Annotated in this window: 21 protein-coding genes; 11 read left to right on the top strand and 10 right to left on the bottom strand. The window is 54.8% G+C overall.

Annotation, left to right across the window (positions count from 1 at the left end):
- Positions 1-13 precede the first annotated feature (13 nt).
- The 3 genes from glyS to BH714_RS16030 all read right to left on the bottom strand — a co-directional run bounded on the left by glyS (position 14) and on the right by BH714_RS16030 (position 3471).
- The gene (glyS, locus tag BH714_RS16040) at positions 14-2083 is read right to left on the bottom strand and encodes a glycine--tRNA ligase subunit beta (RefSeq protein WP_014168126.1); all 2070 of its coding nucleotides are present in this window, start codon (positions 2081-2083) and stop codon (positions 14-16) included.
- 9 nt (positions 2084-2092) lie between these two features.
- Positions 2093-3004: a glycine--tRNA ligase subunit alpha gene (glyQ, locus tag BH714_RS16035; protein ID WP_014168125.1), complete on the bottom strand. Its 912-nt coding sequence runs from the start codon at positions 3002-3004 to the stop codon at positions 2093-2095.
- Positions 3005-3165: 161 nt separating this feature from the next.
- On the bottom strand, positions 3166-3471 hold the full coding sequence (locus BH714_RS16030) for a YsaB family lipoprotein (protein ID WP_014168124.1): 306 nt from the start codon (positions 3469-3471) through the stop codon (positions 3166-3168).
- 184 nt (positions 3472-3655) lie between these two features.
- Between BH714_RS16030 and BH714_RS16025 the strand changes: the two genes are divergently transcribed.
- Positions 3656-4651: an acyltransferase gene (locus BH714_RS16025; RefSeq protein ID WP_040018418.1), complete on the top strand. Its 996-nt coding sequence runs from the start codon at positions 3656-3658 to the stop codon at positions 4649-4651.
- On the opposite strand, the gene BH714_RS16020 is transcribed toward BH714_RS16025, so the two are convergent.
- The 4 genes from BH714_RS16020 to xylA all read right to left on the bottom strand — a co-directional run bounded on the left by BH714_RS16020 (position 4644) and on the right by xylA (position 9055).
- Complete coding sequence (locus tag BH714_RS16020) at positions 4644-5564, bottom strand: GlxA family transcriptional regulator (protein WP_014168122.1); 921 nt, start codon at positions 5562-5564, stop codon at positions 4644-4646. The genes BH714_RS16025 and BH714_RS16020 overlap by 8 nt on opposite strands.
- On the bottom strand, positions 5564-6103 hold the full coding sequence (locus BH714_RS16015) for an isochorismatase family protein (protein WP_020882645.1): 540 nt from the start codon (positions 6101-6103) through the stop codon (positions 5564-5566). Before BH714_RS16015 ends, BH714_RS16020 begins: the two co-directional genes overlap by 1 nt.
- A gap of 103 nt (positions 6104-6206) precedes the next feature.
- Positions 6207-7661, bottom strand: a complete 1455-nt coding sequence (gene xylB, locus BH714_RS16010) for a xylulokinase (RefSeq protein ID WP_040018417.1) — start codon at positions 7659-7661, stop codon at positions 6207-6209.
- Between the two features lie 71 nt (positions 7662-7732).
- Positions 7733-9055, bottom strand: a complete 1323-nt coding sequence (xylA, locus tag BH714_RS16005) for a xylose isomerase (RefSeq protein ID WP_086462926.1) — start codon at positions 9053-9055, stop codon at positions 7733-7735.
- A 371-nt stretch (positions 9056-9426) separates the two neighbouring features.
- Between xylA and xylF the strand changes: the two genes are divergently transcribed.
- From xylF to xylR, 4 genes are all read left to right on the top strand, one after another.
- Positions 9427-10419 (top strand): D-xylose ABC transporter substrate-binding protein, encoded by a 993-nt coding sequence (xylF, locus tag BH714_RS16000; protein WP_020882647.1) that lies wholly within the window; start codon positions 9427-9429, stop codon positions 10417-10419.
- A 71-nt stretch (positions 10420-10490) separates the two neighbouring features.
- Positions 10491-12032, top strand: coding sequence for a xylose ABC transporter ATP-binding protein (locus BH714_RS15995; RefSeq protein ID WP_040018416.1), 1542 nt, complete (start codon positions 10491-10493; stop codon positions 12030-12032).
- Positions 12010-13191 (top strand): xylose ABC transporter permease XylH, encoded by a 1182-nt coding sequence (gene xylH / locus BH714_RS15990; RefSeq protein WP_014168116.1) that lies wholly within the window; start codon positions 12010-12012, stop codon positions 13189-13191. Before BH714_RS15995 ends, xylH begins: the two co-directional genes overlap by 23 nt.
- Positions 13192-13224: 33 nt before the next feature.
- Positions 13225-14403, top strand: coding sequence for a D-xylose utilization transcriptional activator XylR (gene xylR, locus BH714_RS15985; RefSeq protein WP_020882649.1), 1179 nt, complete (start codon positions 13225-13227; stop codon positions 14401-14403).
- 47 nt (positions 14404-14450) lie between these two features.
- Here xylR and BH714_RS15980 read toward each other — a convergent pair whose 3' ends face one another.
- A complete protein-coding gene (locus BH714_RS15980) occupies positions 14451-15275 on the bottom strand; it encodes a protein bax (RefSeq protein WP_020882650.1) in 825 nt (274 codons plus the stop codon).
- A 314-nt stretch (positions 15276-15589) separates the two neighbouring features.
- Between BH714_RS15980 and BH714_RS15975 the strand changes: the two genes are divergently transcribed.
- Positions 15590-17620 carry an alpha-amylase gene (locus BH714_RS15975; RefSeq protein ID WP_040018415.1) on the top strand — a complete coding sequence of 677 codons (2031 nt, stop codon included), beginning with the start codon at positions 15590-15592 and terminating at the stop codon, positions 17618-17620.
- Between the two features lie 180 nt (positions 17621-17800).
- Complete coding sequence (gene avtA, locus BH714_RS15970; protein ID WP_020882652.1) at positions 17801-19057, top strand: valine--pyruvate transaminase; 1257 nt, start codon at positions 17801-17803, stop codon at positions 19055-19057.
- A 4-nt stretch (positions 19058-19061) separates the two neighbouring features.
- Here the strand turns inward: avtA and BH714_RS15965 are convergent, their stop codons facing one another.
- Together BH714_RS15965 and yiaJ are read right to left on the bottom strand one after the other, a co-directional pair.
- Entirely contained in the window at positions 19062-19517 is a 456-nt protein-coding gene (locus BH714_RS15965) for a 4Fe-4S binding protein (protein ID WP_020882653.1), read from the bottom strand.
- 3 nt (positions 19518-19520) lie between these two features.
- Positions 19521-20339, bottom strand: a complete 819-nt coding sequence (gene yiaJ / locus BH714_RS15960; protein WP_020882654.1) for an IclR family transcriptional regulator YiaJ — start codon at positions 20337-20339, stop codon at positions 19521-19523.
- Between the two features lie 224 nt (positions 20340-20563).
- On the opposite strand from yiaJ, the gene yiaK reads away from it, so the two are divergent.
- From yiaK to BH714_RS15940, 4 genes are read left to right on the top strand one after another with little or no spacing between them, the layout of a single operon-like run.
- Positions 20564-21562: a 3-dehydro-L-gulonate 2-dehydrogenase gene (yiaK, locus tag BH714_RS15955; RefSeq protein ID WP_040018414.1), complete on the top strand. Its 999-nt coding sequence runs from the start codon at positions 20564-20566 to the stop codon at positions 21560-21562.
- 10 nt (positions 21563-21572) lie between these two features.
- Complete coding sequence (locus BH714_RS15950; RefSeq protein WP_020882655.1) at positions 21573-22040, top strand: YhcH/YjgK/YiaL family protein; 468 nt, start codon at positions 21573-21575, stop codon at positions 22038-22040.
- 27 nt (positions 22041-22067) lie between these two features.
- The gene (locus BH714_RS15945; RefSeq protein ID WP_040018413.1) at positions 22068-22994 is read left to right on the top strand and encodes a DUF4862 family protein; all 927 of its coding nucleotides are present in this window, start codon (positions 22068-22070) and stop codon (positions 22992-22994) included.
- Between the two features lie 43 nt (positions 22995-23037).
- Positions 23038-24357, top strand: coding sequence for an MFS transporter (locus BH714_RS15940; protein WP_014168105.1), 1320 nt, complete (start codon positions 23038-23040; stop codon positions 24355-24357).
- Positions 24358-24375: the final 18 nt, after the last annotated feature.

Genomic DNA, 24375 nt, shown 5'->3' with positions numbered 1-24375 from the left:
GGGCACATGCACGTTACTGCAGCAGCGAAATATCCGCCACGCGCAGGAACAGCTCACGCAGTTTTTCGAGCATAGAGAGACGGTTGATACGCAGCTCTTTATCTTCCACGTTCACCATCACTTTCTCGAAGAAGGCATCGATGACATCACGCAGTTCCGCCAGCTCCACCAGGGCTTCCTGGTAGCGGCCTTCGGCGAAATACGGCTCCAGCTTGTCACGCAGTACCACAACCTGCATCGCCAGGGCGATCTCTTCTGGCTCTTTCAGCGTCGCAGCGTTCACACGCTCGTTCAGCGTTTCGTCGGATTTCGCCAGAATGTTAGAGACACGCTTGTTAGCCGCGGCCAGTGCAGATGCCGCTTCCAGCGTACGGAAGTGGGAAACCGCCTTCATACGCGCATCGAAATCTGCCGGACGGGTTGGACGACGTGCCAGTACCGCCTGAATGGTATCGACGGTGTAACCTTCGTCCTGATACCACGCACGGAAGCGACCAAGCATAAAGTCGATCACATCGTCGACCACGTTGGCGTTGGTCAGCTTATCACCGTACAGACGTACCGCTTCTTCAGTCAGGGTCTGCAGATCCAGGTTCAGGTTCTTTTCAACGATGATACGCAGCACGCCCAGGGCAGCACGACGCAGCGCAAACGGGTCTTTGTCGCCTTTTGGATGCTGGCCGATGCCAAAGATACCTGCAAGGGTGTCCATCTTATCGGCAATCGCGACCGCACAGGCCACCGGATTAGACGGCAGCGCGTCACCCGCGAAGCGCGGCTGATACTGCTCGTTCAGGGCCACGGCCACATCTTCCGCTTCACCGTCGTGACGCGCGTAGTGCATCCCCATCACACCCTGGGTGTCGGTAAATTCGAACACCATATTGGTCATCAGGTCGCACTTGGACAGTAAACCCGCGCGCGTTGCGTGGTTCACATCCGCACCGATTTCACGTGCGATCCAGCCAGACAGCTCCGCAATACGGTCAGTCTTGTCGCGCAGCGTACCCAGCTGTTGCTGGAACAGCACGGTCTGCAGACGTGGCAGGTGATCTTCAAGACGCTTTTTACGGTCGGTGTTGAAGAAGAACTCGGCATCCGCCAAACGTGGACGCACCACTTTCTCGTTACCGGAGATAATCTGGATCGGATCTTTTGATTCAATGTTCGCCACGAAGATGAAGTTTGGCAGCAGCTTGCCGTCGTTGGCGTAAACCGGGAAGTACTTCTGGTCACCCTTCATGGTGTACACCAGCGCTTCAGCCGGCACGGCCAGGAATTTCTCTTCGAACTTCGCGGTCAGTACCACTGGCCATTCAACCAGAGAGGTTACTTCTTCCAGCAGGCTGTCGCTCAGATCCGCTTTACCGCCAATCTTACGCGCCGCGTCTTCCGCATCCGCCTTGATTTTGGCTTTACGCTGTTCGTAGTCAGCAATAACTTTACCGCGCTCCAGCAGGATCTGCGGATACTGGTCAGCATTGTCGATGGTGAACTCAGGCTCGCCCATGAAGCGGTGCCCACGGATCACGCGATCGGACGCCACACCCAGGATGGTGGCCGGAATAACGGTATCGCCCAGCAGCAGCGTCACGGTGTGCACAGGACGCACGAAGTGCACGTCGCTTGCGCCCCAGCGCATCAGTTTTGGAATCGGCAGCCTGGCCAGCGACGTGGCGATCATGTCAGGCAGCAGCGCTTGCGCACTTTCACCTTTCACATGTGCACGGTACAGCAGCCACTCGCCTTTATCGGTGGTCAGACGCTCAGCCTGATCGACGGTGATACCACAACCACGCGCCCAGCCTTCAGCTGCTTTGCTTGGCTTGCCTTCAGCATCAAACGCCTGAGCAATCGCCGGGCCACGTTTTTCAACTTCACGATCCGGCTGAGACGCCGCCAGGTTCGCCACTTTCAGCGCCAGACGACGCGGAGCAGCAAACCATTCAATTTTACCGTGTGCCAGGCCAGCGTTATCCAGCTCAGCAGTCACGTTCGCAGCAAAAGATTCAGCCAGGCTGCGCAGGGCTTTTGGTGGCAGCTCTTCGGTGCCAATTTCCACCAGGAAAGTTTTCTCAGACATGGCCGCCTCTTATTTGTTTCGGTTGCACATCGGGAAGCCAAGGGCTTCACGGGACGCATAGTACGCTTCTGCAACGGCTTTGGTCAGGGTACGAATACGCAGAATGTAGCGCTGACGTTCAGTCACGGAGATGGCTTTGCGGGCGTCCAGCAGGTTGAAGCTGTGGGCGGCCTTCAGAATACGCTCGTAAGCAGGCAGCGGCAGCGGAGACTCCAGCGCCAACAACTGCTGCGCTTCTTTCTCGTACTGCTCGAAGCAGGTGAACAGGAAGTCCACATCCGCGTATTCGAAGTTATAAGTGGATTGCTCCACTTCGTTCTGATGGAACACGTCGCCGTAGGTGGTTTTACCCAGCGGGCCGTCGCTCCAGACCAAGTCGTAAACGCTGTCTACGCCCTGAATATACATGGCCAGACGTTCCAGACCGTAGGTGATTTCGCCGGTAATCGGTTTACATTCCAGACCGCCAACCTGCTGGAAGTAAGTGAACTGCGTCACTTCCATACCGTTCAGCCACACTTCCCAACCCAGACCCCAGGCACCCAGCGTTGGGTTCTCCCAGTTATCTTCCACGAAACGGATATCGTGAATGGTTGGATCCATACCCAGCTCTTTCAGTGACCCGAGGTACAGTTCCTGAATGTTGTCTGGCGATGGCTTAATCACCACCTGGAACTGATAGTAATGCTGCAGACGGTTCGGGTTTTCGCCGTAACGGCCATCGGTCGGACGACGTGAAGGTTGCACATAAGCAGTCGCCATTGGCTCCGGCCCCAACGCGCGTAAGCTGGTCATTGGGTGTGAAGTGCCTGCGCCTACTTCCATGTCCAAAGGTTGAACAATGGTACAGCCCTGACGAGCCCAGTAATCCTGTAAGGTCAGGATCAGGCCCTGGAAGGTCTTGGTATCAAACTTTTGCATAGTATGTCGTGCTGGATACGTGTGGTTTTAAATGGAAGGGACCAGTATACCCGCTGCCTGCAAGATATACAGTACGAAACGGGTTTGTTTAGGGAAAATTGGGGAAATAAGCCACCACGCCAGGCAGTCGCTGGCGTCTGGCTGTTGATTATGCGAGCGGCTTAGCGCATGGAGAGATGTAAAAACTGACCGTCTGCGTCAAACGAACAGACAAAGCCCTCTTTACGGGACGTATGGCCTTTCAGCTCATAACTCCCCTGGAATCGCTCAAATCCGGTGACATCAATGTTCTGCGCATCCGAGTTATAGCGGCGCGCAGCCTGATCCTTACAGAACTGCTCCATATTCAGGGAGCGTTCCGGGCTGATTTTTCCCTGCTGTGCTTTTTGCACGGGTGCAGAGGGTGGCGTACTGCATCCTGCCAGGATAAACAGCAGAAAGAGTGACGCCGCACGCTTCATCATCATTTTTATTACCGCCCTGTTCAGTGGCTGTTATTTTTAGTAGCAAAGCTTTTATAGATTATGCCCTGGCATTCTGCGAACCTCGCGGCTTTCAAACAAGGCTGCTCAATAAAACTCAGAATTTTCCAGAGAGAGGCTTCAATACAATCGCAGTCACACTGAATTTACAAGGGATGATGAGGAACTGATGTCGTCAAAAATTAGCTGGATTGATAATCTGCGAGGAATAGCGTGTCTGATGGTGGTCATGATCCACACGACGACCTGGTATGTCACCAATGCGCACAGTATCAGCCCTGTTAACTGGGATATAGCCAATATTCTTAACTCCGCGTCGCGGGTCAGTGTGCCGTTGTTCTTTATGATTTCCGGCTTTCTCTTTTTTGGCGAGCGTAGCGCGCAACCGCGTCATTTTATCCGCATCGCCGCCTGCCTGGGCTTCTACAGCGCCGTGGCCTTGCTCTATATCACCCTGTTCACCTCGATTAACGCCGGGCTATCTCTCAAACACCTTCTGCAAAAACCCGTCTTCTACCATCTGTGGTTTTTCTTCGCCATTATCGTTATCTATCTGGTTTCCCCACTGATTCAGGTGAAAACCGTGAGCGGGAAAATGCTGCTGGCGCTGATGGTGGTCATTGGCATCATAGCCAACCCGAATACGGTCTCGCAGAAAATTGATGGTTTTGAATGGTTACCGGTCAATCTCTACATCAACGGCGATACCTTTTACTACGTGCTCTACGGCATGCTGGGGCGAGCTATCGGGATGATGGACACCCAAAAACGCGGCATGAACGGGCTATGTGCAGCGCTGTTTATCATCGGCGTGATCGTGATTTCGCGTGGAACGCTGCATGAACTGCAATGGCGCGGCAATTTTGCCGATACCTGGTACCTGTATTGCGGCCCGATGGTCTTCATCTGTGCCGTATCCCTGCTTACGCTCGCCAAAAACACCCTGAACGCACGCCCTCTTCCGGTGTTGAGCGTTATCTCCCGGCACTCGCTCGGTATATACGGTTTTCACGCGCTGGTGATCCACGCCCTGAGAACGAGAGGGGTCGAGTTCAAAAGCTGGCCGGTACTGGATATTCTCTGGATTTTCACCGTCACGCTGATGACGAGCCTGCTGCTGTCAATGCTGCTGCAGAAGTTCGACACCCGCCGCTTCGTCAGTTAACGCTGCGCTGTCGGGCACGATGATACTGGCGCGGGGAGGAAAACCCCGCGGCCAGTGAGGCCTGTTCCACGCCACGCCCTTGCAACAGCCACTGTTCAGCCACCGCCAGACGCAACTGCTCCAGATAGTCGCGAACGCTTATCCCTAAATGCGTCTGAAAAAGCCGCGTTAAATGGCGCGGGCTGACATGCGCCAGAGCGGCAATCTCGGGTAAAGCCCAGGCTTTGTGCGGCTCGGTGGTAAGCGCATCCTGCGCGCGATGAATGGCCGGGTGAAGATGATTGCGGTAGCGTAACCATGGCGACAGCTGGGGATCGTCCCCGGAGCGACGAAACCAGACCACCATTTCGCGCGCCACGGCCAGCGCTTTTTCTGCGCCACACAGACGGTTAATCATATGCAGCGCCAGGTCGATGCCCGAGGTGATGCCGGCGCTGGTCCAGATATTCTCATCCTGCACGAAGATCCGGTTTTCTTTGATGATTGCCGTCGGAGCCGCCGTACGCAAACGGCTTATAACGTCATGATGCGTTGTGCACTGCCGGTGATTCAGCAAGCCCGATTTTGCCGCCAGCAACGCCCCTGAACAGACGCACATGACGGTGATATCCTGACGATGAATGTGCGGCTGCAGGCGCATTAACCAGTGCTGAATCAACTGCGCCTGCGGCGTTGAAAACTGAAAGCGGGAGTCGCTTACCCCCGGCAGCACCAGCAAACTGCCCTCAGGCAGGCTTTCCGGCAGCGGCTGAATACCGCCCATCATCAGACCAATCGACGTCGGAACCTCTGCCTGCGGACCAATGTAATGCAGGCGAAACGCGTCCCCTGCCAGCACAAAGGTCTCTGCCGGGCCCGTCATGTCTAATGACAGCACCCCGGGCAACATCACAAACCAGACGTCGATGCTCATTACAGTGACTCCAGCGTCTCCGCAACCGTTTTAATGTCGGCAAACCGCCCGGCCAGTACCGTCTCGGTACGATGACGCAGTTCCTCTGCGCTCAGGGTTATCCCCTTGTGCGTCATTGGAAACGTGAGCGTTGCCTCGCTAACAAAGGTCACAGCATAGCCCAGATCGGATGCCACCCGCGCAGTGGTTTCACAGCATTGTTCCGTGCGAATGCCGCACACGATGAGCTGATTAATGTCTCGCTCACGCAGCCAGCGGTCAAGCCCGGTATCCGTGAACGCATTATGGACGTGTTTCTGGAAGACCACGTCCGGCTGATGACGTAAAAAGGCCATCGGTTTGACATAGCCGCTTTGCAGTGTGAACGGACCGTCTTCATCTACATGGAAAATATCAACGACAGGAATGCCACGCGCCTGGCAGCCCTCAATCAGCCCCAGCATCGCCTGCTGAAAGGCAGGAATCTCGTCCTCCTGCCAGTAATGACGATGATGAAAAGACTGCTGAGTATCGATGTTGATTAATGCAGTACGTGACATGTTGAATCTCCTCGCCAGTGGGTATGACACCATACTGGCAAGGAAATAAAGGCCCGCACAGACCAAAAAAGGACAACCTCGTGCCTCTGACAGACAACCGTATTTACGACATCAGCGGCAGCAGCTGTTGGTAGATTTTGCGAAAGACCTCGCGTCTTTGCGCATAACGCGCATGACGTGCCGCATCAGGCAGATGCGCCTGTTCCAGTTGAAGCTGCGGTAACAGCTGAGAAAGCGGCGTTTCCGGGTTCATGGCAATCTGTGCCAGTCGCGCTGCACCGAGCGCAGGCCCCACATCACCACCGGTACGAAAATCGAGCTGCAGTCCGCTGATATCAGACAGCATCTGGCGCCAGTAGCTGCTACGCGCACCGCCGCCAATCAGGGTGATACTCGCCGGCGTCACACCGCAGTCATGCACCACGTCCATTCCGTCCGCCAGGGCATATCCCACGCCTTCCAGAACGGCACGAGCCAGTTCCGCCGGGCCATGCTGATGGGTTAACCCAAAGAACACCCCTTTCGCTTCCGGATTGTTATGCGGCGTGCGCTCGCCGGAAAGATAAGGTAAAAACCAGACGGTACCCGCACTTTCATCCGCCAGCTGTGCAGCAGCAATCAGTGCCGGAACATCAGCCATCCCGGTCAGTTTCGCGGCCCAGTCAAGGCAAGAGGCGGCGCTCAACATAACCGACATCAGATGCCATTTTCCCGGCAGCGCATGGCAGAAACTGTGAACGGCACTTTCAGGATTACTGCGATAACCATCGCTGACCGCAAAATAGACGCCAGACGTTCCCAGCGAAAGCATCGCCTGCCCGGCTTCCACCATCCCGACCCCCACGGCACCCGCCGCGTTGTCACCGCCACCGGCCACCACCGGGACAGCGGGCATATTCCAGCGTTCTGCGACGGCAGGCTGTAAGGTACCCGTTATCTCACTGCCCTCATAGAGCGCTGGCATATGTTCGCGAGTCAGGTGGCAGGCATCGAGCATGGCCTCGCTCCAGTCACGTTTGGCCACGTCGAGCCACATCGTGCCGGCAGCGTCGGACATGTCGCTGGCGAAATCACCCGTCATGCGAAAACGCAGATAATCTTTTGGCAGTAAAACTTTCGCCACCTGACGGAAAATTTCCGGTTCATGGCGGTGTACCCACAGTAACTTTGGTGCGGTAAAACCGGGCATCATCAGGTTGCCGGTGATACTGCGGGAGGTGGGTACTCGCTCTTCAAGGAGTGCGCACTCTTCTGCACAGCGACCATCGTTCCAGAGAATGGCCGGTCGCAGAACGTGATGCTGACTGTCCAGTAACGTCGCGCCGTGCATTTGCCCGGCAATGCCGAGGGCTTTGACGTCACGCAGACTGTGCTGTTCACCTAGCGCTTTGATTGCACGATCCGTTGCCAGCCACCACTGCTCCGGATCCTGTTCCGACCATAGCGGATGCGGACGTGAGACCTGCAGCTTTTCTGTCTGCGTTGCTAACACGTCGCCCTGCTCGCTTAACAGGATGGCTTTCACACCCGATGTGCCAAGATCAATCCCGATATACATTCGGTGACTCCTTTAACAGAAATGCCCGGTGGCGCGACGCTTACCGGGCTTACGTTATTATCTACTCGCTGTTATTTATCGAACAGGTAGTGATTAACCAGGTTTTCCAGCAGCTCCTGATGCCCGCTCTGATGCTGCGGTGCCAGTTGATGTTGTTCAGCGTACTTCGCGACGTCCGCAAGCGATAACTGGCCTTTCAAAATTTGCTGACCCAGCTCACTGTTCCAGCCGCTATAACGCTTCGCGACACGTTTATCCAGTTCACCGTCTTCAATCATGCGGGCGGCGACTTTCAGCGCCAACGCCATGGTATCCATTGCGCCAATATGGCCATAGAACAGGTCGTATTTGTCGGTGCTCTGACGGCGCACTTTGGCATCGAAGTTCAGCCCGCCGGTGGTGAACCCCCCCGCTTTGATAATTTCATACATCACCAGCGCATTCTCTTCCACGCTGTTCGGGAACTGGTCGGTATCCCAACCCAGTTGCGCATCGCCGCGGTTAGCATCAACAGAACCGAAGATACCCAGCGCGATAGCAGACGCGATCTCGTGATGGAAAGAGTGGCCGGCCAGCGTGGCATGGTTGGCTTCAATGTTAACTTTGATCTCTTTTTCCAGGCCGAACTGTTTCAGGAAGCCGTACACGGTAGCAACGTCGTAGTCGTACTGGTGCTTAGTAGGTTCCTGAGGCTTCGGTTCGATCAGCAGCGTACCGCGGAAACCGATTTTGTGTTTATGGTCGACCACCATCTGCATAAAGCGGCCAATCTGCTCGCGCTCCTGACGCAGGTCGGTGTTGAGCAGGGTTTCATAGCCTTCACGACCGCCCCACAGCACATAGTTTTCGCCGCCCAGCTGATGCGTGGCGTTCATTGCGGTAACCACCTGCGTTGCCGCCCAGCTAAACACTTCCGGATCAGGATTGGTTGCCGCACCCGCGCCATAGCGTGGGTTGGTAAAGCAGTTGGCCGTGCCCCACAGCAGCTTCACGCCGCTTTGCTGCTGTTTAGCCGCCAGCACATCCACCATCTGCGCGAAATTGTTCAGATACTCTTTCAGTGAGGCGCCTTCCGGCGACACATCCACGTCATGGAAGCAGTAGTACGGCACGTTCAGTTTGTGGAAGAATTCAAAGGCGACATCGGCTTTACGCTTCGCCAGCTCGATGGCCTCACCCGGCTGCTGCCATGGACGGTCAAAGGAACCCACGCCGAACATATCGGCTCCGTTCCAGCAGAAGGTATGCCAGTAACAGGCGGCAAAGCGCAAATGATCTTCCATGCGCTTACCCAGCACCAGCTCATCCGGGTTGTAGTGACGAAATGCTAAAGGATTGGTTGTTTTCGGGCCTTCGTAACGAACACGATCGAGTTGGTCGAAATAAGCTTGCATATTGAGCTCCATAATCAGGGTATGCGGCGAGTCGTTGATACAGGAGTAATAGTGAATAGACATTTTGGCTTGCTCAATTACGTTATTTCACACTGCTATTGAGAGAATGCACAACTGTGCGCTGGCTCGCAAAATAATGCGCAGGCAAACTATTTTTCGGTCCCGCTTCCATAATCAAATGTAATTAAGACGTTACGTATTTTAAAATTCGATCGCGGTCATAAATTCAGAAATAAACCAAATATCATAATGCGAAGATAAAAATCTGTAATTGCCAGCCCGCCTTTCCCCGTTAAAAATTTGCTGCGTCCCAGCAGTGAATGTTTCTTTTATCTCAGCAACACATACCCCTACAAAAAGGCCCTATAATTATGAAGATAAAGAACCTGTCCCTTACTCTCTGCACTACGCTCCTCCTTGCAAGCTTTGCCGGACATGCCAAGGAAGTCAAAATTGGCATGGCGATTGACGATCTGCGCCTTGAACGCTGGCAGAAAGATCGCGATATTTTTGTGAAAAAAGCGGAATCACTTGGCGCGAATGTGTTTGTGCAATCCGCGAACGGCAACGAAGAAACGCAAATGTCGCAAATTGAGAATATGATCAACCGCGGCGTCGATGTGCTGGTCATTATCCCTTATAACGGCCAGGTATTAAGTAACGTCGTTAAAGAAGCCAAACAAGAAGGCATAAAAGTCTTAGCCTATGACCGTATGATTAATAATGCGGATATCGATTATTATATTTCGTTCGACAATGAAAAAGTGGGTGAATTACAGGCTAAAAGCCTGATCGACAAAGTACCTCAGGGCAATTATTTCCTGATGGGCGGCTCGCCGGTTGATAACAACGCCAAGCTGTTCCGCGAAGGGCAAATGAAAGTCCTGAAGCCGTATATCGACAGCGGTAAGATTAAAGTGGTCGGCGATCAGTGGGCGGATGGCTGGCTGCCAGAAAACGCGCTGAAAATCATGGAAAACGCCTTAACCGCCAACAACAACAAAATCGATGCTGTCGTCGCATCCAACGATGCCACCGCAGGGGGCGCAATCCAGGCACTCAGCGCCCAGGGCCTGGCAGGAAAAGTGGCTATTTCGGGTCAGGATGCCGACCTCGCGGGCGTCAAACGCATCATGGCAGGCACACAAACCATGACCGTCTACAAACCGATTACCCAGCTTGCGAATACAGCGGCGGAAATTGCCGTGGAGCTGGGAAATGGTAAGCAACCTAAGGCAGACGCGACGCTGAATAACGGGCTTAAAGATGTTCCGGCTCGTCTGCTCACCCCCATTGAAGTCAATAAAGAGAACATTGACGCCACCGTCATTAAAGACGGTTTCCACAAGAAGAGTGAACTGTAATCCAGCGCGCCCCTGCTCTGCGGGGGCGCATCGAGTTGTACTGTTCTTCCCTCGGGTCATGTGGAGCAGTTATGCCTTATTTACTTGAAATGAAAAGCATCACCAAGCGCTTTGGCGCGGTGAAAGCGGTCGACAACGTCAGTCTGCGGCTCAATCCCGGCGAAGTGGTCTCGCTGTGTGGCGAAAACGGATCGGGCAAATCGACGTTGATGAAAGTGTTGTGTGGGATCTACCCGCACGGCAGTTACGAAGGCGAAATTGTCTTTGCCGGTGAAGTGATTCAGGCGACACACATTCGCGATACCGAACGCAAAGGCATCGCTATCATCCACCAGGAGCTGGCGCTGGTGAAGCACCTCACCGTGCTGGAGAACATTTTTCTGGGGGCCGAAATTTCACGTCATGGCGTACTGGATTACGACACCATGACGCTACGCTGTGAAAAACTGCTGGCCCAGGTAAGTCTCGCGATTTCCCCGGATACGCGCGTCGGTGATCTTGGCCTCGGGCAACAACAGCTGGTTGAAATCGCCAAGGCGCTGAACAAACAGGTAAGGCTGCTGATCCTCGATGAGCCAACGGCCTCCCTCACCGAGCAGGAAACGGCCGTCCTGCTCAATATCATTCGCGATCTGCAAAACCACGGCATTGCGTGCATCTACATTTCGCACAAGCTCAATGAGGTAAAAGCCATTTCGGACACCATCTGTGTGATCCGCGACGGTCAGCACATCGGCACACGTGAAGCTGCCGGCATGAGTGAAGATGACATCATCACCATGATGGTGGGGCGCGAGCTCACGGCGCTCTATCCAAACGAACCGCACACCACGGGTGACGAAGTGTTACGCGTGGAAAACCTCACCGCGTGGCATCCCGTTAACCGCCACATCAAGCGCGTGAATAACGTCTCATTTTCCCTTCACAGCGGCGAAATCCTCGGTATTGCGGGGTTAGTCGGGGCCGGGCGCACTGAAGCCGTCCAGTGCCTGTTTGGCGTATGGCCGGGTCGCTGGGAAGGCCGTATTTTTATCGACAGACAGCCGGTAAAAATCGAGAACTGCCAGCAGGCGATTGCCCACGGTATCGCCATGGTGCCGGAAGATCGCAAGAAAGATGGCATCGTCCCGGTCATGGCGGTGGGTAAAAACATCACGCTTGCCGCGCTCGATAGGTTCTCCGGTACGCTGAGCAGCCTCGATGATGCTGCTGAGCAGCAGTGCATTCTCCAGTCGCTCGCCAGACTCAAGGTCAAAACATCCTCCCCGGAACTGGCCATTGGACGCCTGAGCGGGGGCAACCAGCAGAAGGCAATCCTGGCGCGCTGCCTGCTCCTCAACCCACGCATATTGATCCTGGACGAGCCGACGCGTGGGATCGATATCGGCGCCAAGTACGAAATCTACAAACTGATTAATCAGCTTGTACAGCAAGGGATTGCCGTCATTGTCATCTCGTCTGAGTTACCCGAAGTGCTCGGCCTGAGCGATCGCGTGCTGGTCATGCACGAGGGAAAACTGAAAGCCAATCTGATTAACCAGAACCTGACGCAGGAGCAGGTGATGGAAGCCGCTTTAAGGAGCGAACGTCATGTCGAAAAGCAATCCGTCTGATATTAAAGTCGCTGTTCCGACGCCCGGCGCGTTTGCCGGGCTAAAAGCGTTGAACCTGCAGGTTTTCGTGATGATCGCGGCGATTATTGCCATCATGTTGTTCTTTACCTGGATGACCGATGGCTCGTACTTAAGCGCGCGTAACGTCTCTAACCTGCTGCGTCAGACTGCCATTACCGGCATCCTCGCGGTGGGCATGGTATTCGTGATTATCTCGGCGGAAATCGACCTGTCGGTGGGGTCGATGATGGGTCTGCTTGGTGGCGTGGCGGCCATTTTTGACGTCTGGCTTGGCTGGCCACTGCCGCTGACCATTGCGGTTACGCTGGTGCTGGGCCTGCTGCTGGGCGCCTGGAACGGCTGGTGGGTTGCCTACCGTAAAGTCCCGTCGTTCATTGTCACGCTGGCGGGGATGCTGGCCTTCCGCGGGATCTTAATTGGCATTACCAACGGCACCACCGTCTCCCCTACCAGCGCAGCCATGTCACAAATTGGTCAGAGCTACCTCGCCGATAGCGTCGGCTTTACGTTCGGTGTGATTGGGTTGCTGGCGTTTGTGGCCTGGCAGTGGCGTGGACGAATGCGCCGTCAGGCGTTGGGTCTGGCATCGCCAGCGTCAACGTCCACAGTCGGTCGTCAGGCACTCACTGCGGTCATTGTACTGGGCGCAATCTGGCTTCTGAACGACTATCGCGGTGTCCCGACGCCGGTATTGCTGCTGGCACTGTTGCTGCTGGCCGGGATGTTTATGGCCACGCGTACCGCGTTTGGTCGCCGTATTTATGCCATCGGCGGCAACCTTGAGGCTGCTCGCCTTTCAGGGATCAACGTCGAGCGCACCAAACTCGCCGTCTTCGCCATTAACGGCCTGATGGTTGCTATCGCCGGGTTGATCCTCAGCTCGCGTCTGGGGGCGGGTTCTCCCTCGGCCGGGAACATCGCCGAGCTGGATGCTATCGCCGCCTGTGTCATTGGCGGCACCAGCCTCGCAGGCGGTGTCGGCAGCGTGGCAGGCGCGGTGATGGGGGCATTTATCATGGCTTCGTTGGATAACGGGATGAGTATGATGGACGTCCCGACGTTTTGGCAGTATATCGTCAAGGGGGCCATTCTTTTGCTGGCAGTCTGGATGGACTCTGCAACCAAGCGACGAGCCTGATAACAATATTGTGACTTATTTGGGAAGTTAGCCATGTTTGAAAAGCGTCACCGCATCACGTTGTTATTCAATGCCAACAAAGCCTACGACCGTCAGGTGGTGGAGGGCGTTGGTGAATATTTGCAGGCGTCGCAATCCGAGTGGGATATTTTTATCGAAGAAGATTTCCGAACCCGTCTCGAAAACATCAAAGAGTGGCTGGGCGATGGGGTCATCGCTGACTACGACGACCCCGTCATTGAGCAATTGCTGACTGACGTCGACGTTCCGATTGTCGGCGTCGGCGGCTCTTACCATGCGCCCGAGCACTATCCGCCGGTCCACTATATCGCCACCGATAACCATGCGCTGGTTGAGACCGCCTTCCTGCATTTGAAAGAGAAAGGCGTCCATCGCTTCGCGTTTTATGGTTTACCGTCAACCAGCGGCAAGCGCTGGGCAGTTGAGCGTGAACATGCTTTCTGCCAGCTTGTCGCGCAGGAGAAGTACCGCGGCGTGGTTTATCAGGGGCTGGAGACCGCGCCGGAAAACTGGCAGCACGCGCAAAACCGACTGGCGGACTGGCTGCAAACTCTGCCGCCGCAAACCGGCATCATTGCCGTTACGGATGCTCGTGCCCGCCACGTCTTGCAGGTCTGCGAACATTTACACATTCCGGTGCCGGAAAAACTGTGCGTCATTGGCATCGATAACGAGGAGCTGACGCGTTACCTCTCTCGCGTGGCGCTCTCGTCCGTGGCACAGGGTACGCGGCAGATGGGCTATCAGGCGGCGAAGTTACTGCATCGTCTGCTGGATAAAGAAGCGTTGCCGCTTCAGCGCTTACTGGTTCCCCCAGTTCGCGTAGTCGAACGCCGTTCAACGGATTACCGCTCCTTAAGCGACCCGGCAGTTATTCAGGCCATGCACTACATTCGCAACAACGCCTGCAAAGGGATTAAGGTCGATCAGGTGCTGGACTCGGTGGGTATTTCCCGTTCGAATCTGGAGAAGCGGTTTAAAGAGGAAGTGGGCGAAACCATTCATGCGGTCATCCACGCCGAGAAACTGGAGAAAGCACGCAGCCTGCTGATCTCCACCTCATTGTCGATCAACGAAATCTCACAGATGTGCGGTTACCCGTCGCTGCAATATTTTTATTCCGTGTTCCGAAAGGAGTATGAAAGTACGCCAAAAGAGTACCGGGAGCGTCACAGCGAAGTGATGATGTAGAAAAAAGAGAAAAGAAAACGCCTTCCGATGGAAGGCGTTTTTTTGAATTACATATGTGCGGCGATTAAGCGCTGGTTATCCTGGTACATCGCGAACAGATAGTTGTTATAGCTCTGTCCCTTGGTCGAATAACCTTTCAGCTTGTGGATCATCGTGCTGGCCGTCACTTCCTGATCCGCTTTACGCAGCTGAGCGCGCGATTTACGGAACGATGAGTAGGCCGGATGCGTGTTCAGATTCACCACGTAGGCATTCACAGAATCTTTCACTGATTCAAACTGAGAATAACCTTTCACCTTACCTGGTGCATTGTTACAACGACCCTTGATACATTTCATACCAAACAGGTTGTTGTTATTACGCGCCAGTTTCGAGGTACCCCAGCCACTTTCGGCTGCAGCCATGGTCGCAACCATGCTCCCCGGGATAATGTCGACACGCTCTAAGAGAGAGTTCCACGGCACACGGCGCGTGTTACCGTTCCAGCTCACCTTGTAGCGTTTGGTGATATCTTTCAGGCGCGCGCGTTCTGATGGCGACCAACGGCTGTCGTACTGTTTGGCAATCAACCAGTTACGATCCGCAGTAATCGCGGCGTTTTGACTTGTGATGTAAGGCATTACCGTCCGGAGAAACGCTTTTTTCCTTGGTGTTCCGGAAGGGTATTTTCGCAAATCAGGAAGTGAACTACTCTTTGCACTATTGCGAGAATACTCTTGTTTACTGCTAACCTTACTACTTGTCGTCTTTATTACGTGGGCTTTCTTACTCGTTGTATCCGTGTGCGTCTTCGCAAGCACCTCACCCGAAAATGCCATGGTGAGTAACATGAGTATCGCGGCCCCATATCGTCGAATGGGAGTCGATATCATTAGGTCTCCTGGTCGGATATAAACATTCCAACACCTTATTTTTTTCACAAATTTGAGAGCGGAATCTCAAATCATAACAAAAATAGACTGCAAGAGCACGTATAGAAATAGTCCAATTCCGAAACTATGTCACCTGAAACCTGCTCACATAAGCATCAATTCTGAAAAATTGTGCGCGAACTCGCAGATAACTTCCTAATTTTGCGCGGGATCACTCATCCTCACGCGTCATCCTTGCAGAAAGCCCCGGGGGATGAGTTTTTACCCCACACCTGATGGCACACTGGTCAAAAATGCCGCGACAGGAAAATGGAATGAAACGCACCGCATTAGCTTTTCTGATGTTACCCGCACTGGCTCATGCTGACTGGTCATCACCGGGTTTCAACACCTTTAGCGCCGAAGGTACCGGGATATTCACCAGCCAGGCAAAGCTTGCGAAGGGTACTCGCCCTCTTACGCTGAGTTTTGACAACACGTGCTGGCAGCCAACGGATGCAATAAAACTCAATGAGATGCTGTCGCTTAAAAAATGTGACGGCACGCCGCCGCAGTGGCGACTGTTCCGCGACGGCGAGTATCAGATGCGTGTCGATACCCGCTCCGGTACGCCTACACTGATGCTGACTATTCAGAGCACAGCGGAACCGTCGGTTGCAAACGTTACCCGCCAGTGTCCGAAGTGGGACGGTAAGCCCCTGACGCTTGAAGTTGGCAACGATTTCCCGGAAGGATCGGTGGTCCGTGATTTCTACAGCAAAAAGACTGCAACAGTGCAGAATGGAAAAATCACCCTGCAACCCGCCGCCAACAGCAACGGTCTGCTGCTGCTTGAACGCGCTGAGACCGACAAACCCGCGCCCTTTAGCTGGCAAAACGCCACCGTCTATTTCGTGCTGACTGACCGCTTTGTCAACGGCGATCCCTCTAACGATAACAGCTATGGACGCCACAAAGATGGCATGCAGGAGATCGGCACCTTCCACGGTGGCGATCTCAAGGGGCTTACAACCCGGCTCGATTATTTACAGCAGCTGGGCGTGAATGCGCTCTGGATAAGCTCCCCGCTGGAGCAGATCCACGGCTGGGTTGGCGGTGGCACCAAAGGTGACTTCCCCCACTACGCCTATCATGGCTACTACACCCAGGACTGGACCACGCTTGATGCCAACATGGGCACCGAAGATGATTTACGCCACCTTGTCGATGAAGCGCATAAACGCGGGATCCGCATCTTGTTTGATATCGTCATGAACCACACGGGTTACGCGACGCTCGCAGACATGCAGGCGTTCCAGTTCGGGGCCCTTTATCTGCAGGGTGAAGAACTGAAAAAAACGCTGGGCGAGCACTGGACGGACTGGAAGCCGGGAGCAGGCCAAAGCTGGCACAGCTTCAACGATTACATCAACTTCAGCGACAAAGCCGCCTGGGAAAAATGGTGGGGTAAAAAGTGGATCCGCACCGACATTGGTGATTATGACAATCCCGGCTTCGACGATTTAACCCTGTCGCTGGCATTCCTGCCGGACCTGAAAACGGAGTCGACGACCCCTTCCGGTTTACCCAACTTCTACCAACATAAACCTGATACCCACGCGAAGGCCATTTCGGGCTACACCCCGCGTGATTACCTGACCCACTGGCTCAGCCAGTGGGTACGTGACTATGGCATTGACGGTTTCCGGGTGGATACGGCAAAACACGTGGAACTCGAGGCCTGGCAGCAGTTGAAAGATCAGGCCAGCCAGGCGCTGGCAGCCTGGAAAGGCGCGAACCCCGACAAAAAACTCGACAATACCCCGTTCTGGATGACCGGCGAGTCATGGGGCCACGGCGTGATGCAAAGCGATTATTACCGCCACGGGTTTGACGCGATGATCAACTTTGATTATCAGGAGCAGGCAGCAAAAGCGGTCGGTTGTCTGGCGGACATCGACCTGACCTGGCAGCAGATGGCGGAAAAACTGCAAAGCTTCAATGTCCTGAGCTATCTCTCGTCGCATGACACACGCCTTTTCCGTGAAGGCGGCCAGCGTGCCGCAGAGCTGCTCCTGCTCGCACCGGGCAGCGTACAAATTTACTACGGCGATGAATCCGAGCGGCCATTCGGACCGACAGGGTCTGATCCATTACAGGGCACCCGCTCGGATATGAACTGGCAGGACGTGACGGGCAAGCAGGCCTTAACCGTCGCCCACTGGCAGGTTCTGGGCCAGTTCCGCGCCCGTCATCCCGCAATAGGTGAAGGCAAACAAACCACGCTGTCGCTGAAAGAAGGCTACGGCTTCGTTCGCGAGCACAATGGCGATAAGGTCATGGTGGTGTGGGCGGGTAATCAATAACGACGCCAACCGGTTCCCTCTCCCCCTCCGGGAGAGGGATATTTCACCAGAACAATCCACTACCTAAATACCTTCCCGCCACATAAAACAACAATCCCGACCGCATCTCTCGATTTGCACCAGCACGGTGCTAGCGTTATGGTTACCCACTTTCAAAATAAGCTCGACAGATCACCTGCTATGACGTTTTCACTTTTCGGCGACAAATTCACCCGCCATTCAGGCATTACTCGCCTGATGGAGGACCTCAACGACGGGCTGCGCACACCAGGCGCCATCATGCTCGGCGGCGGAAACCCGGCTCAAATCCCGGAGATGAACACCTATTTTCAGACGCTGCTGGCTCAGATGCTGGAAAGCGGGAAAGCAACCGATGCGCTTTGCAACTACGACGGCCCGCAGGGTAAAACCGAACTGCTGACGCTGCTCGCTGAAATGCTGCGCAAAGAGCTGGGTTGGGATATCGAACCACAGAATATTGCACTGACAAACGGCAGTCAGAGCGCATTTTTCTACTTGTTTAATCTTTTCGCAGGCCGTCGCGCCGACGGCACCACCAAAAAAGTGCTGTTCCCGCTGGCGCCAGAGTACATCGGCTATGCCGATTCCGGCCTCGAAGAGGATCTGTTCGTCTCGGCGCGCCCGAATATTGAGCTGCTGCCAGAAGGCCAGTTCAAATATCATGTCGACTTTGAACATCTGCATATTGGTGAAGAGACGGGCATGATCTGCGTATCACGTCCAACCAACCCAACGGGCAACGTCATCACCGACGACGAACTGATGAAGCTGGATGCGCTGGCGAATCAGCACGACATCCCGCTGGTGATTGATAATGCTTATGGCGTGCCGTTCCCGGGGATCATCTTCAGCGAAGCACGTCCGCTGTGGAACCCGAACATCGTCCTGTGTATGAGCCTTTCCAAGCTGGGTCTGCCGGGCAGCCGTTGCGGGATCATCATCGCCAATGAAAAAATCATCACCGCCATTACCAACATGAACGGCATTATCAGCCTTTCCCCGGGGGGAATCGGCCCGGCGATGATGTGTGAAATGATCAAACGTAATGACCTGCTGCGCCTGTCGAACGAGGTTATCAAGCCGTTCTATTACCAGCGGGTACAGGAAACGATCGCCATTCTTCGCCGCTACTTACCGGAAGAACGCTGCCTGATCCACAAACCTGAAGGGGCAATTTTCCTGTGGCTGTGGTTTAAGGATCTGCCGATCACCACCGAGCTTCTCTACCAGCGCCTGAAAAAGCGCGGCGTGTTGATGGTACCGGGTGATTACTTCTTCCCGGGTCTGGATAAGCCGTGGCCGCATACGCATCAGTGCATGCGCATGAACTACGTGCCCGATCCGGAGAAAATCGAAGCGGGCGTGAAAATTCTCGCCGAAGAGATTGAGTACGCCTGGCGCGAAGATAGCCAGTAACGCGTTACGCCAGATTATGCAGCCGTTCGGTGCGTAATCTGGCGGGGTCAACGCAGCGCAGCGCGTGGGTTGGGCACGCCTCCACACAGGCGGGTCCAGCCTCGCGATCTGCGCACATATCACATTTCACCGCCTGAACGCGGTTCCCCACTCGCTGAACCTGCATCGCCCCAAACGGGCACGCTACCACACAACTTTTACAGCCAATACAGCGCGCCGGCTCCACCCGCCAGGCACCCGCGGTGTGGCGAATAGCCTGTGTCGGACAAACAGTGGCACAAGGGGCATCTTCACACTGATGGCAGCCCACAGCCGTAGTGAATGCGCCGCCTTTGACCACCCGAATGCGGGGCGCAAACGCGCCTGCAGAAAGCATTCCCTGATGCGACACCACGCAGGCCACTTCGCAGGTACGGCAGCCAATGCATTTTTCCGTATCAGCCAGGATAAATCGGTTCATCTGTCACGCTCCGCGCACGTTAAAACCCAACTCTTTTGAGATAGCCTCTGCCGTTTCCCGCAGCGGTTTCAGCAGGTTTTTTTCACCAATTTGCTTCATGCGGGACGTCGAGAGCGAAATGGAGATCGCGTACGGCACGCGGCCATGAATATCAAACACCGGTACGGCAAGACAGGAGACGCCCAGCTCGTTCTCTTCTTTATCCATCGCCATGCTGTGCTCGCGGATTTCCGCCAGCTCGTCATACATCGCGCTCAGTTCGGTAATCGTGTTGCGGGTGAGCGGCTGGATCTGCTCCTGATGGCTCTGCCAGTAGCTCGCCACATAGTCCTGATGACCAAACGCCATGTAGATTTTGCCCATCGCCGAACAATAGAGCGGCATATGCTGACCGATGTAAGCACGCGTGCGCAGCATACCGGTTGTGGGCTCCAGCTTATAAATCAGAATGGCGTGATCGTCCTCGCGGCTTGAGAAGTTCACCGTCTCACCGGTGGCGATATTCAGCGTCTCAAGGTGCGGGGCCGCCACGTGAATGATATTCAGCGACGACAGCGCCTTTTGCCCGACGGCGATAAATTTGGTGGTCAGGCGGTAGCTGCCCGCCGCAGGCGCCGGGGTAACGTACCCGCACGACTGTAATCCCTGCAGTAAGCGGTGCACGGTGCTTTTATTCAGCCCTGCCAGTTCCGATAAATGGGCCAACGGACACCCGTTCGGGTAGTTGCTGAGGATCTCAATCAGCATCAGGCCGCGAAACAAGCTCTGGCTACCTGCTGGCCTCTCTTTTTCTTGCGTCATTTCGCTCTCTTTCGTGCTCATCCAATGGCTCCTTTTTATCGCGTCCTGATGGTAGCGCAAAGTGTGGTTCAGTTCACGATCTCAACAGAAAAAACACAACCAGTTGATTTTAATCGATTTTGAAAATCATGAATGTCGTTGATCTGGCAAAATTTGATCGCTATATTTGAAATCATATTTCGCATAGTGAAATTTAGCGATAAAAAAGCACTCGCACTTGCCCCGACAAAAACAGGAGAACAGGGATGAAAGTGACCTTTGAAGAGTTAAAAGCGGCGTTCAGGCGGGTCCTGGTCGATCGCGGCGTAAAAGCGGACACCGCCGACGCCTGCGCGGAGATGTTTGCCCGCACCACGGAATCGGGCGTCTATTCACACGGGGTTAACCGCTTCCCTCGTTTCATTCAGCAGCTTGATGCCGGCGACATCATTCCTGATGCCCAGCCAACACGGGTGACCTCGCTGGGTGCCATCGAACAGTGGGATGCCCGACGTTCCATTGGCAACCTGACGGCGAAAAAGATGATGGATCGCGCCACCGAACTGGCCGCCGACCACGGTATCGGCCTGGTGGCACTGCGAAACGCCAACCACTGGATGCGCGGCGGCAGCTACGGCTGGCAGGCCGCAGAGAAGGGGTACATCGGGATCTGCTGGACTAACTCCATTGCCGTCATGCCAGCCTGGGGCTCAAAAGCGTGCTGCATCGGCACTAACCCTCTGATCGTGGCGATTCCGTCTACGCCGATCACAATGGTCGATATGTCGATGTCAATGTTCTCCTACGGCATGCTGGAAGTGAATCGCCTGGCCGGACGCACGTTGCCGGTGGATGGGGGCTTTGATGATGAAGGGCACCTCACCAGAGAACCTGGTGTGATCGAGAAAAACCGCCGCATTCTGCCGATGGGCTACTGGAAAGGATCGGGCTTATCCATCGTCCTCGACATGATCGCAACCCTGCTCTCCAACGGATCCTCCGTTGCGGAAGTGACCCAGGACAACAGCGACGAATATGGCGTGTCACAAATCTTTATCGCCATCGAGGTCGATCGTTTGATCGACGGACCCACCCGCGATGCCAAACTGCAGCGCATCATGGACTTTATCATCAACGCCGAGCGGGCTGATGAAAACGTCGCGGTTCGACTGCCGGGTCATGAATTCACACGTCTGCTCGAAGAGAACCGCCGCAACGGCATCACCATTGACGACAGCGTGTGGGCGAAAATCCAGTCTCTGTAAGGAGTGGGTCATGATTTTAGGACATATTTCGCAGCCAAATCCGTGTCGCCTGCCGCGGGCGATAGAGAAAGCACTCGATTTTCTGCGCACCACGGATTTCACGGCGCTGGCACCTGGCGTGGTGGACATTGACGGACGTAACATTTTTGCTCAGGTGCTCGACCTCACCACCCGGACGTGGGATGAGAACCGTCCCGAAGTGCACCGTCGCTATCTGGACATACAGTTTCTGGCATGGGGTGAAGAGAAAATCGGTGTCGCCATTGATACCGGCAATAACGAAATAAGCGAATCACTGCTGGAACAGCGGGATATTATTTTTTATCACGGCAGCGAAAATGAATCATTTATAGAAATGACGCCCGGCACGTACGCCATATTTTTTCCGCAGGATGTTCACCGTCCTGCCTGTATTAAAAATAAGGTATCGGCAATTCGTAAAATTGTGGTGAAAGTAGCAATCAGCGAAATAGATTAATTTTCTGAACTCTATTGGGAATGCGAAATGACTAACACCGGTTTTATAATTGGTGCGTATCCCTGCGCACCCTCGTTTCATCAGCAAGGGGAACAAGAAGAGCAGGACTTCTGGCGAGCGCTTTCCGACACGCCAGACATTCGCGGGCTGGAGCAACCGTGTCTTGAGGATCTCCATCCGTTGGGTGACGAATGGCTGTTCCGCCATACGCCGGGGGACTGGCAAATGGTGGTTACCGCGGTGATGGAAACCATGCGCCGCCGCGGCACAAATGGCGCGTTTGGCCTGGCCTCTGCCGATGAAGAACAGCGCAAAGCCTGCGTTGACTATTACCGCCATCTGCTGCGAAAGATTGATGCCATCAATACTCGCTTTCCAGGCAAAATTATCGCTCTGGAGATGCAAGCCGCGCCGCAGGCGGGAAACCCGTCTGTTGAACAAGCTACCGCTGCGTTTTCCCGTTCTGTACGCGAAATCACCTCATGGGACTGGTCATGCGACCTGGTGCTTGAACACTGCGATGCAATGACCGGCCCCGCGCCACGCAAGGGGTTTTTGCCCTTAGCGCAGGTGCTTGAGGTGGTGAAAGAAACGGATATCAGCGTATGCATCAACTGGGCGCGGTCGGCTATCGAAGGACGCAATACCGCGCTGCCGCCTGAACATGTTAAAGCCGCACTTGAGGCCGGGAAGCTGGGCGCACTGATGTTCTCCGGGACCTCCGCTCGCGGAGCGTACGGCGAATGGCAGGATCTGCATGCGCCATTTTCCCCGTTCTGTACCGACAGTTTAATGACCACCGAACAGGTAAAAGCACTTTTTACTGCGGCGAGCGCCGCAACATTGAAATTCTCCGGTATTAAATTACTGGAAATAAATGCTAATGCTAACGTCAGCCATCGTATCGCTATTTTGCGCGACGGCATTAGTGAAATGAAAAAAGCAACGCAATAACAATAAAAATCTTATTCCGGTTACATTCACTGAGATATTAAATATGAATATTTCTACTCATGCTCTACAAGCGGATATTCCGCGCCAGCGCTGGTTAAGAATCATTCCGCCTATTCTTATCGCCTGTATTATTTCATATATGGACCGCGTGAATATTGCATTTGCGATGCCAGGCGGTATGGATGAAGAGTTAGGTATCTCTGCCACCATGGCAGGCCTGGCGGGTGGGATCTTCTTTATCGGTTATCTGTTCCTGCAGGTGCCCGGCGGCAAGATCGCCGTGCATGGCAGCGGTAAGAAGTTTATTGGCTGGTCACTGGTTGCCTGGGCGGTGATTTCGGTCCTGACCGGCGTTGTGACCAATCAGTATCAACTGCTGGCACTGCGCTTCTTACTCGGTGTGGCAGAAGGCGGGATGCTGCCTGTGGTGCTCACGATGATCAGTAACTGGTTCCCGGACGCCGAACGCGGCCGCGCCAATGCGATTGTCATCATGTTTGTTCCCATTGCGGGGATCATCACCGCGCCCCTGTCGGGCTGGATTATCACCGCACTCGACTGGCGCTGGCTGTTCATCATTGAAGGGCTGATGTCCATTGTGGTGCTGGTGCTCTGGGTGTTCACCGTCTACGACCGCCCGCAGGAGGCTCGCTGGATCTCCGAGGCCGAGAAAAATTATCTGATACAAACGCTGGCCGCAGAACAGCAGGCTATTGCCGGAAAAGCGGTGAAAAATGCCTCGCTGAGTGCTGTTCTGTCCGACAAAACCATGTGGCAGCTGATTGCCCTGAACTTCTTCTACCAGACCGGGATTTACGGTTACACCCTCTGGCTACCGACCATTCTCAAAGAGCTGACGCATACCAGCATCGGCCAGGTGGGAATGCTCGCCATCCTGCCTTATGTCGGCGCCATTGCGGGCATGTTCCTGTTCTCCTCACTGTCTGACCGTACCGGCAAGCGCAAGCTGTTCGTCTCCCTGCCGCTGATTGGCTTCGCGCTCTGCATGTTCCTCTCCGTGGCGTTGAAAGAGAACATCTGGCTGGCCTATGCCGCGCTGGTGGGCTGTGGCTTCTTCCTGCAGTCCGCTGCGGGTGTGTTCTGGACGATCCCGGCGCGCCTGTTCAGCGCAGAGATGGCCGGTGGCGCTCGCGGCGTGATTAACGCCCTGGGTAACCTCGGTGGGTTCTGCGGCCCTTACGCGGTGGGCGTGCTGATCACCCTCTACAGCAAAGATGCCGGGGTGTACTGCCTCGCGGTTTCGCTGGCGCTGGCCTCGCTGCTCGCCCTGATGCTACCGGCGAAATGCGATGCCGGAGCGGAACCCAACCCCGGCGTGAATCCGCATAAGCACGCAGCCTGATCCCCCCCGCCCTCTCCT

Source organism: Enterobacter ludwigii, assembly GCF_001750725.1.
Classification (GTDB): domain Bacteria; phylum Pseudomonadota; class Gammaproteobacteria; order Enterobacterales; family Enterobacteriaceae; genus Enterobacter; species Enterobacter ludwigii.
Note: the sequence above shows the minus strand (reverse complement) of the source record. Positions and strands in the feature narration are given on the sequence as shown.

What these genes read in the sequence shown, in the direction of transcription:
- glyS (WP_014168126.1), bottom strand. Translation starts at nt 2,083, where the DNA reads ATGTCTGAGAAAACTTTCCTGGTGGAAATTGGCACCGAAGAGCTGCCA.
- glyQ (WP_014168125.1), bottom strand. Translation starts at nt 3,004, where the DNA reads ATGCAAAAGTTTGATACCAAGACCTTCCAGGGCCTGATCCTGACCTTA.
- BH714_RS16030 (WP_014168124.1), bottom strand. Translation starts at nt 3,471, where the DNA reads ATGATGATGAAGCGTGCGGCGTCACTCTTTCTGCTGTTTATCCTGGCA.
- BH714_RS16025 (WP_040018418.1), top strand. Translation starts at nt 3,656, where the DNA reads ATGTCGTCAAAAATTAGCTGGATTGATAATCTGCGAGGAATAGCGTGT.
- BH714_RS16020 (WP_014168122.1), bottom strand. Translation starts at nt 5,564, where the DNA reads ATGAGCATCGACGTCTGGTTTGTGATGTTGCCCGGGGTGCTGTCATTA.
- BH714_RS16015 (WP_020882645.1), bottom strand. Translation starts at nt 6,103, where the DNA reads ATGTCACGTACTGCATTAATCAACATCGATACTCAGCAGTCTTTTCAT.
- xylB (WP_040018417.1), bottom strand. Translation starts at nt 7,661, where the DNA reads ATGTATATCGGGATTGATCTTGGCACATCGGGTGTGAAAGCCATCCTG.
- xylA (WP_086462926.1), bottom strand. Translation starts at nt 9,055, where the DNA reads ATGCAAGCTTATTTCGACCAACTCGATCGTGTTCGTTACGAAGGCCCG.
- xylF (WP_020882647.1), top strand. Translation starts at nt 9,427, where the DNA reads ATGAAGATAAAGAACCTGTCCCTTACTCTCTGCACTACGCTCCTCCTT.
- BH714_RS15995 (WP_040018416.1), top strand. Translation starts at nt 10,491, where the DNA reads ATGCCTTATTTACTTGAAATGAAAAGCATCACCAAGCGCTTTGGCGCG.
- xylH (WP_014168116.1), top strand. Translation starts at nt 12,010, where the DNA reads ATGTCGAAAAGCAATCCGTCTGATATTAAAGTCGCTGTTCCGACGCCC.
- xylR (WP_020882649.1), top strand. Translation starts at nt 13,225, where the DNA reads ATGTTTGAAAAGCGTCACCGCATCACGTTGTTATTCAATGCCAACAAA.
- BH714_RS15980 (WP_020882650.1), bottom strand. Translation starts at nt 15,275, where the DNA reads ATGATATCGACTCCCATTCGACGATATGGGGCCGCGATACTCATGTTA.
- BH714_RS15975 (WP_040018415.1), top strand. Translation starts at nt 15,590, where the DNA reads ATGAAACGCACCGCATTAGCTTTTCTGATGTTACCCGCACTGGCTCAT.
- avtA (WP_020882652.1), top strand. Translation starts at nt 17,801, where the DNA reads ATGACGTTTTCACTTTTCGGCGACAAATTCACCCGCCATTCAGGCATT.
- BH714_RS15965 (WP_020882653.1), bottom strand. Translation starts at nt 19,517, where the DNA reads ATGAACCGATTTATCCTGGCTGATACGGAAAAATGCATTGGCTGCCGT.
- yiaJ (WP_020882654.1), bottom strand. Translation starts at nt 20,339, where the DNA reads ATGAGCACGAAAGAGAGCGAAATGACGCAAGAAAAAGAGAGGCCAGCA.
- yiaK (WP_040018414.1), top strand. Translation starts at nt 20,564, where the DNA reads ATGAAAGTGACCTTTGAAGAGTTAAAAGCGGCGTTCAGGCGGGTCCTG.
- BH714_RS15950 (WP_020882655.1), top strand. Translation starts at nt 21,573, where the DNA reads ATGATTTTAGGACATATTTCGCAGCCAAATCCGTGTCGCCTGCCGCGG.
- BH714_RS15945 (WP_040018413.1), top strand. Translation starts at nt 22,068, where the DNA reads ATGACTAACACCGGTTTTATAATTGGTGCGTATCCCTGCGCACCCTCG.
- BH714_RS15940 (WP_014168105.1), top strand. Translation starts at nt 23,038, where the DNA reads ATGAATATTTCTACTCATGCTCTACAAGCGGATATTCCGCGCCAGCGC.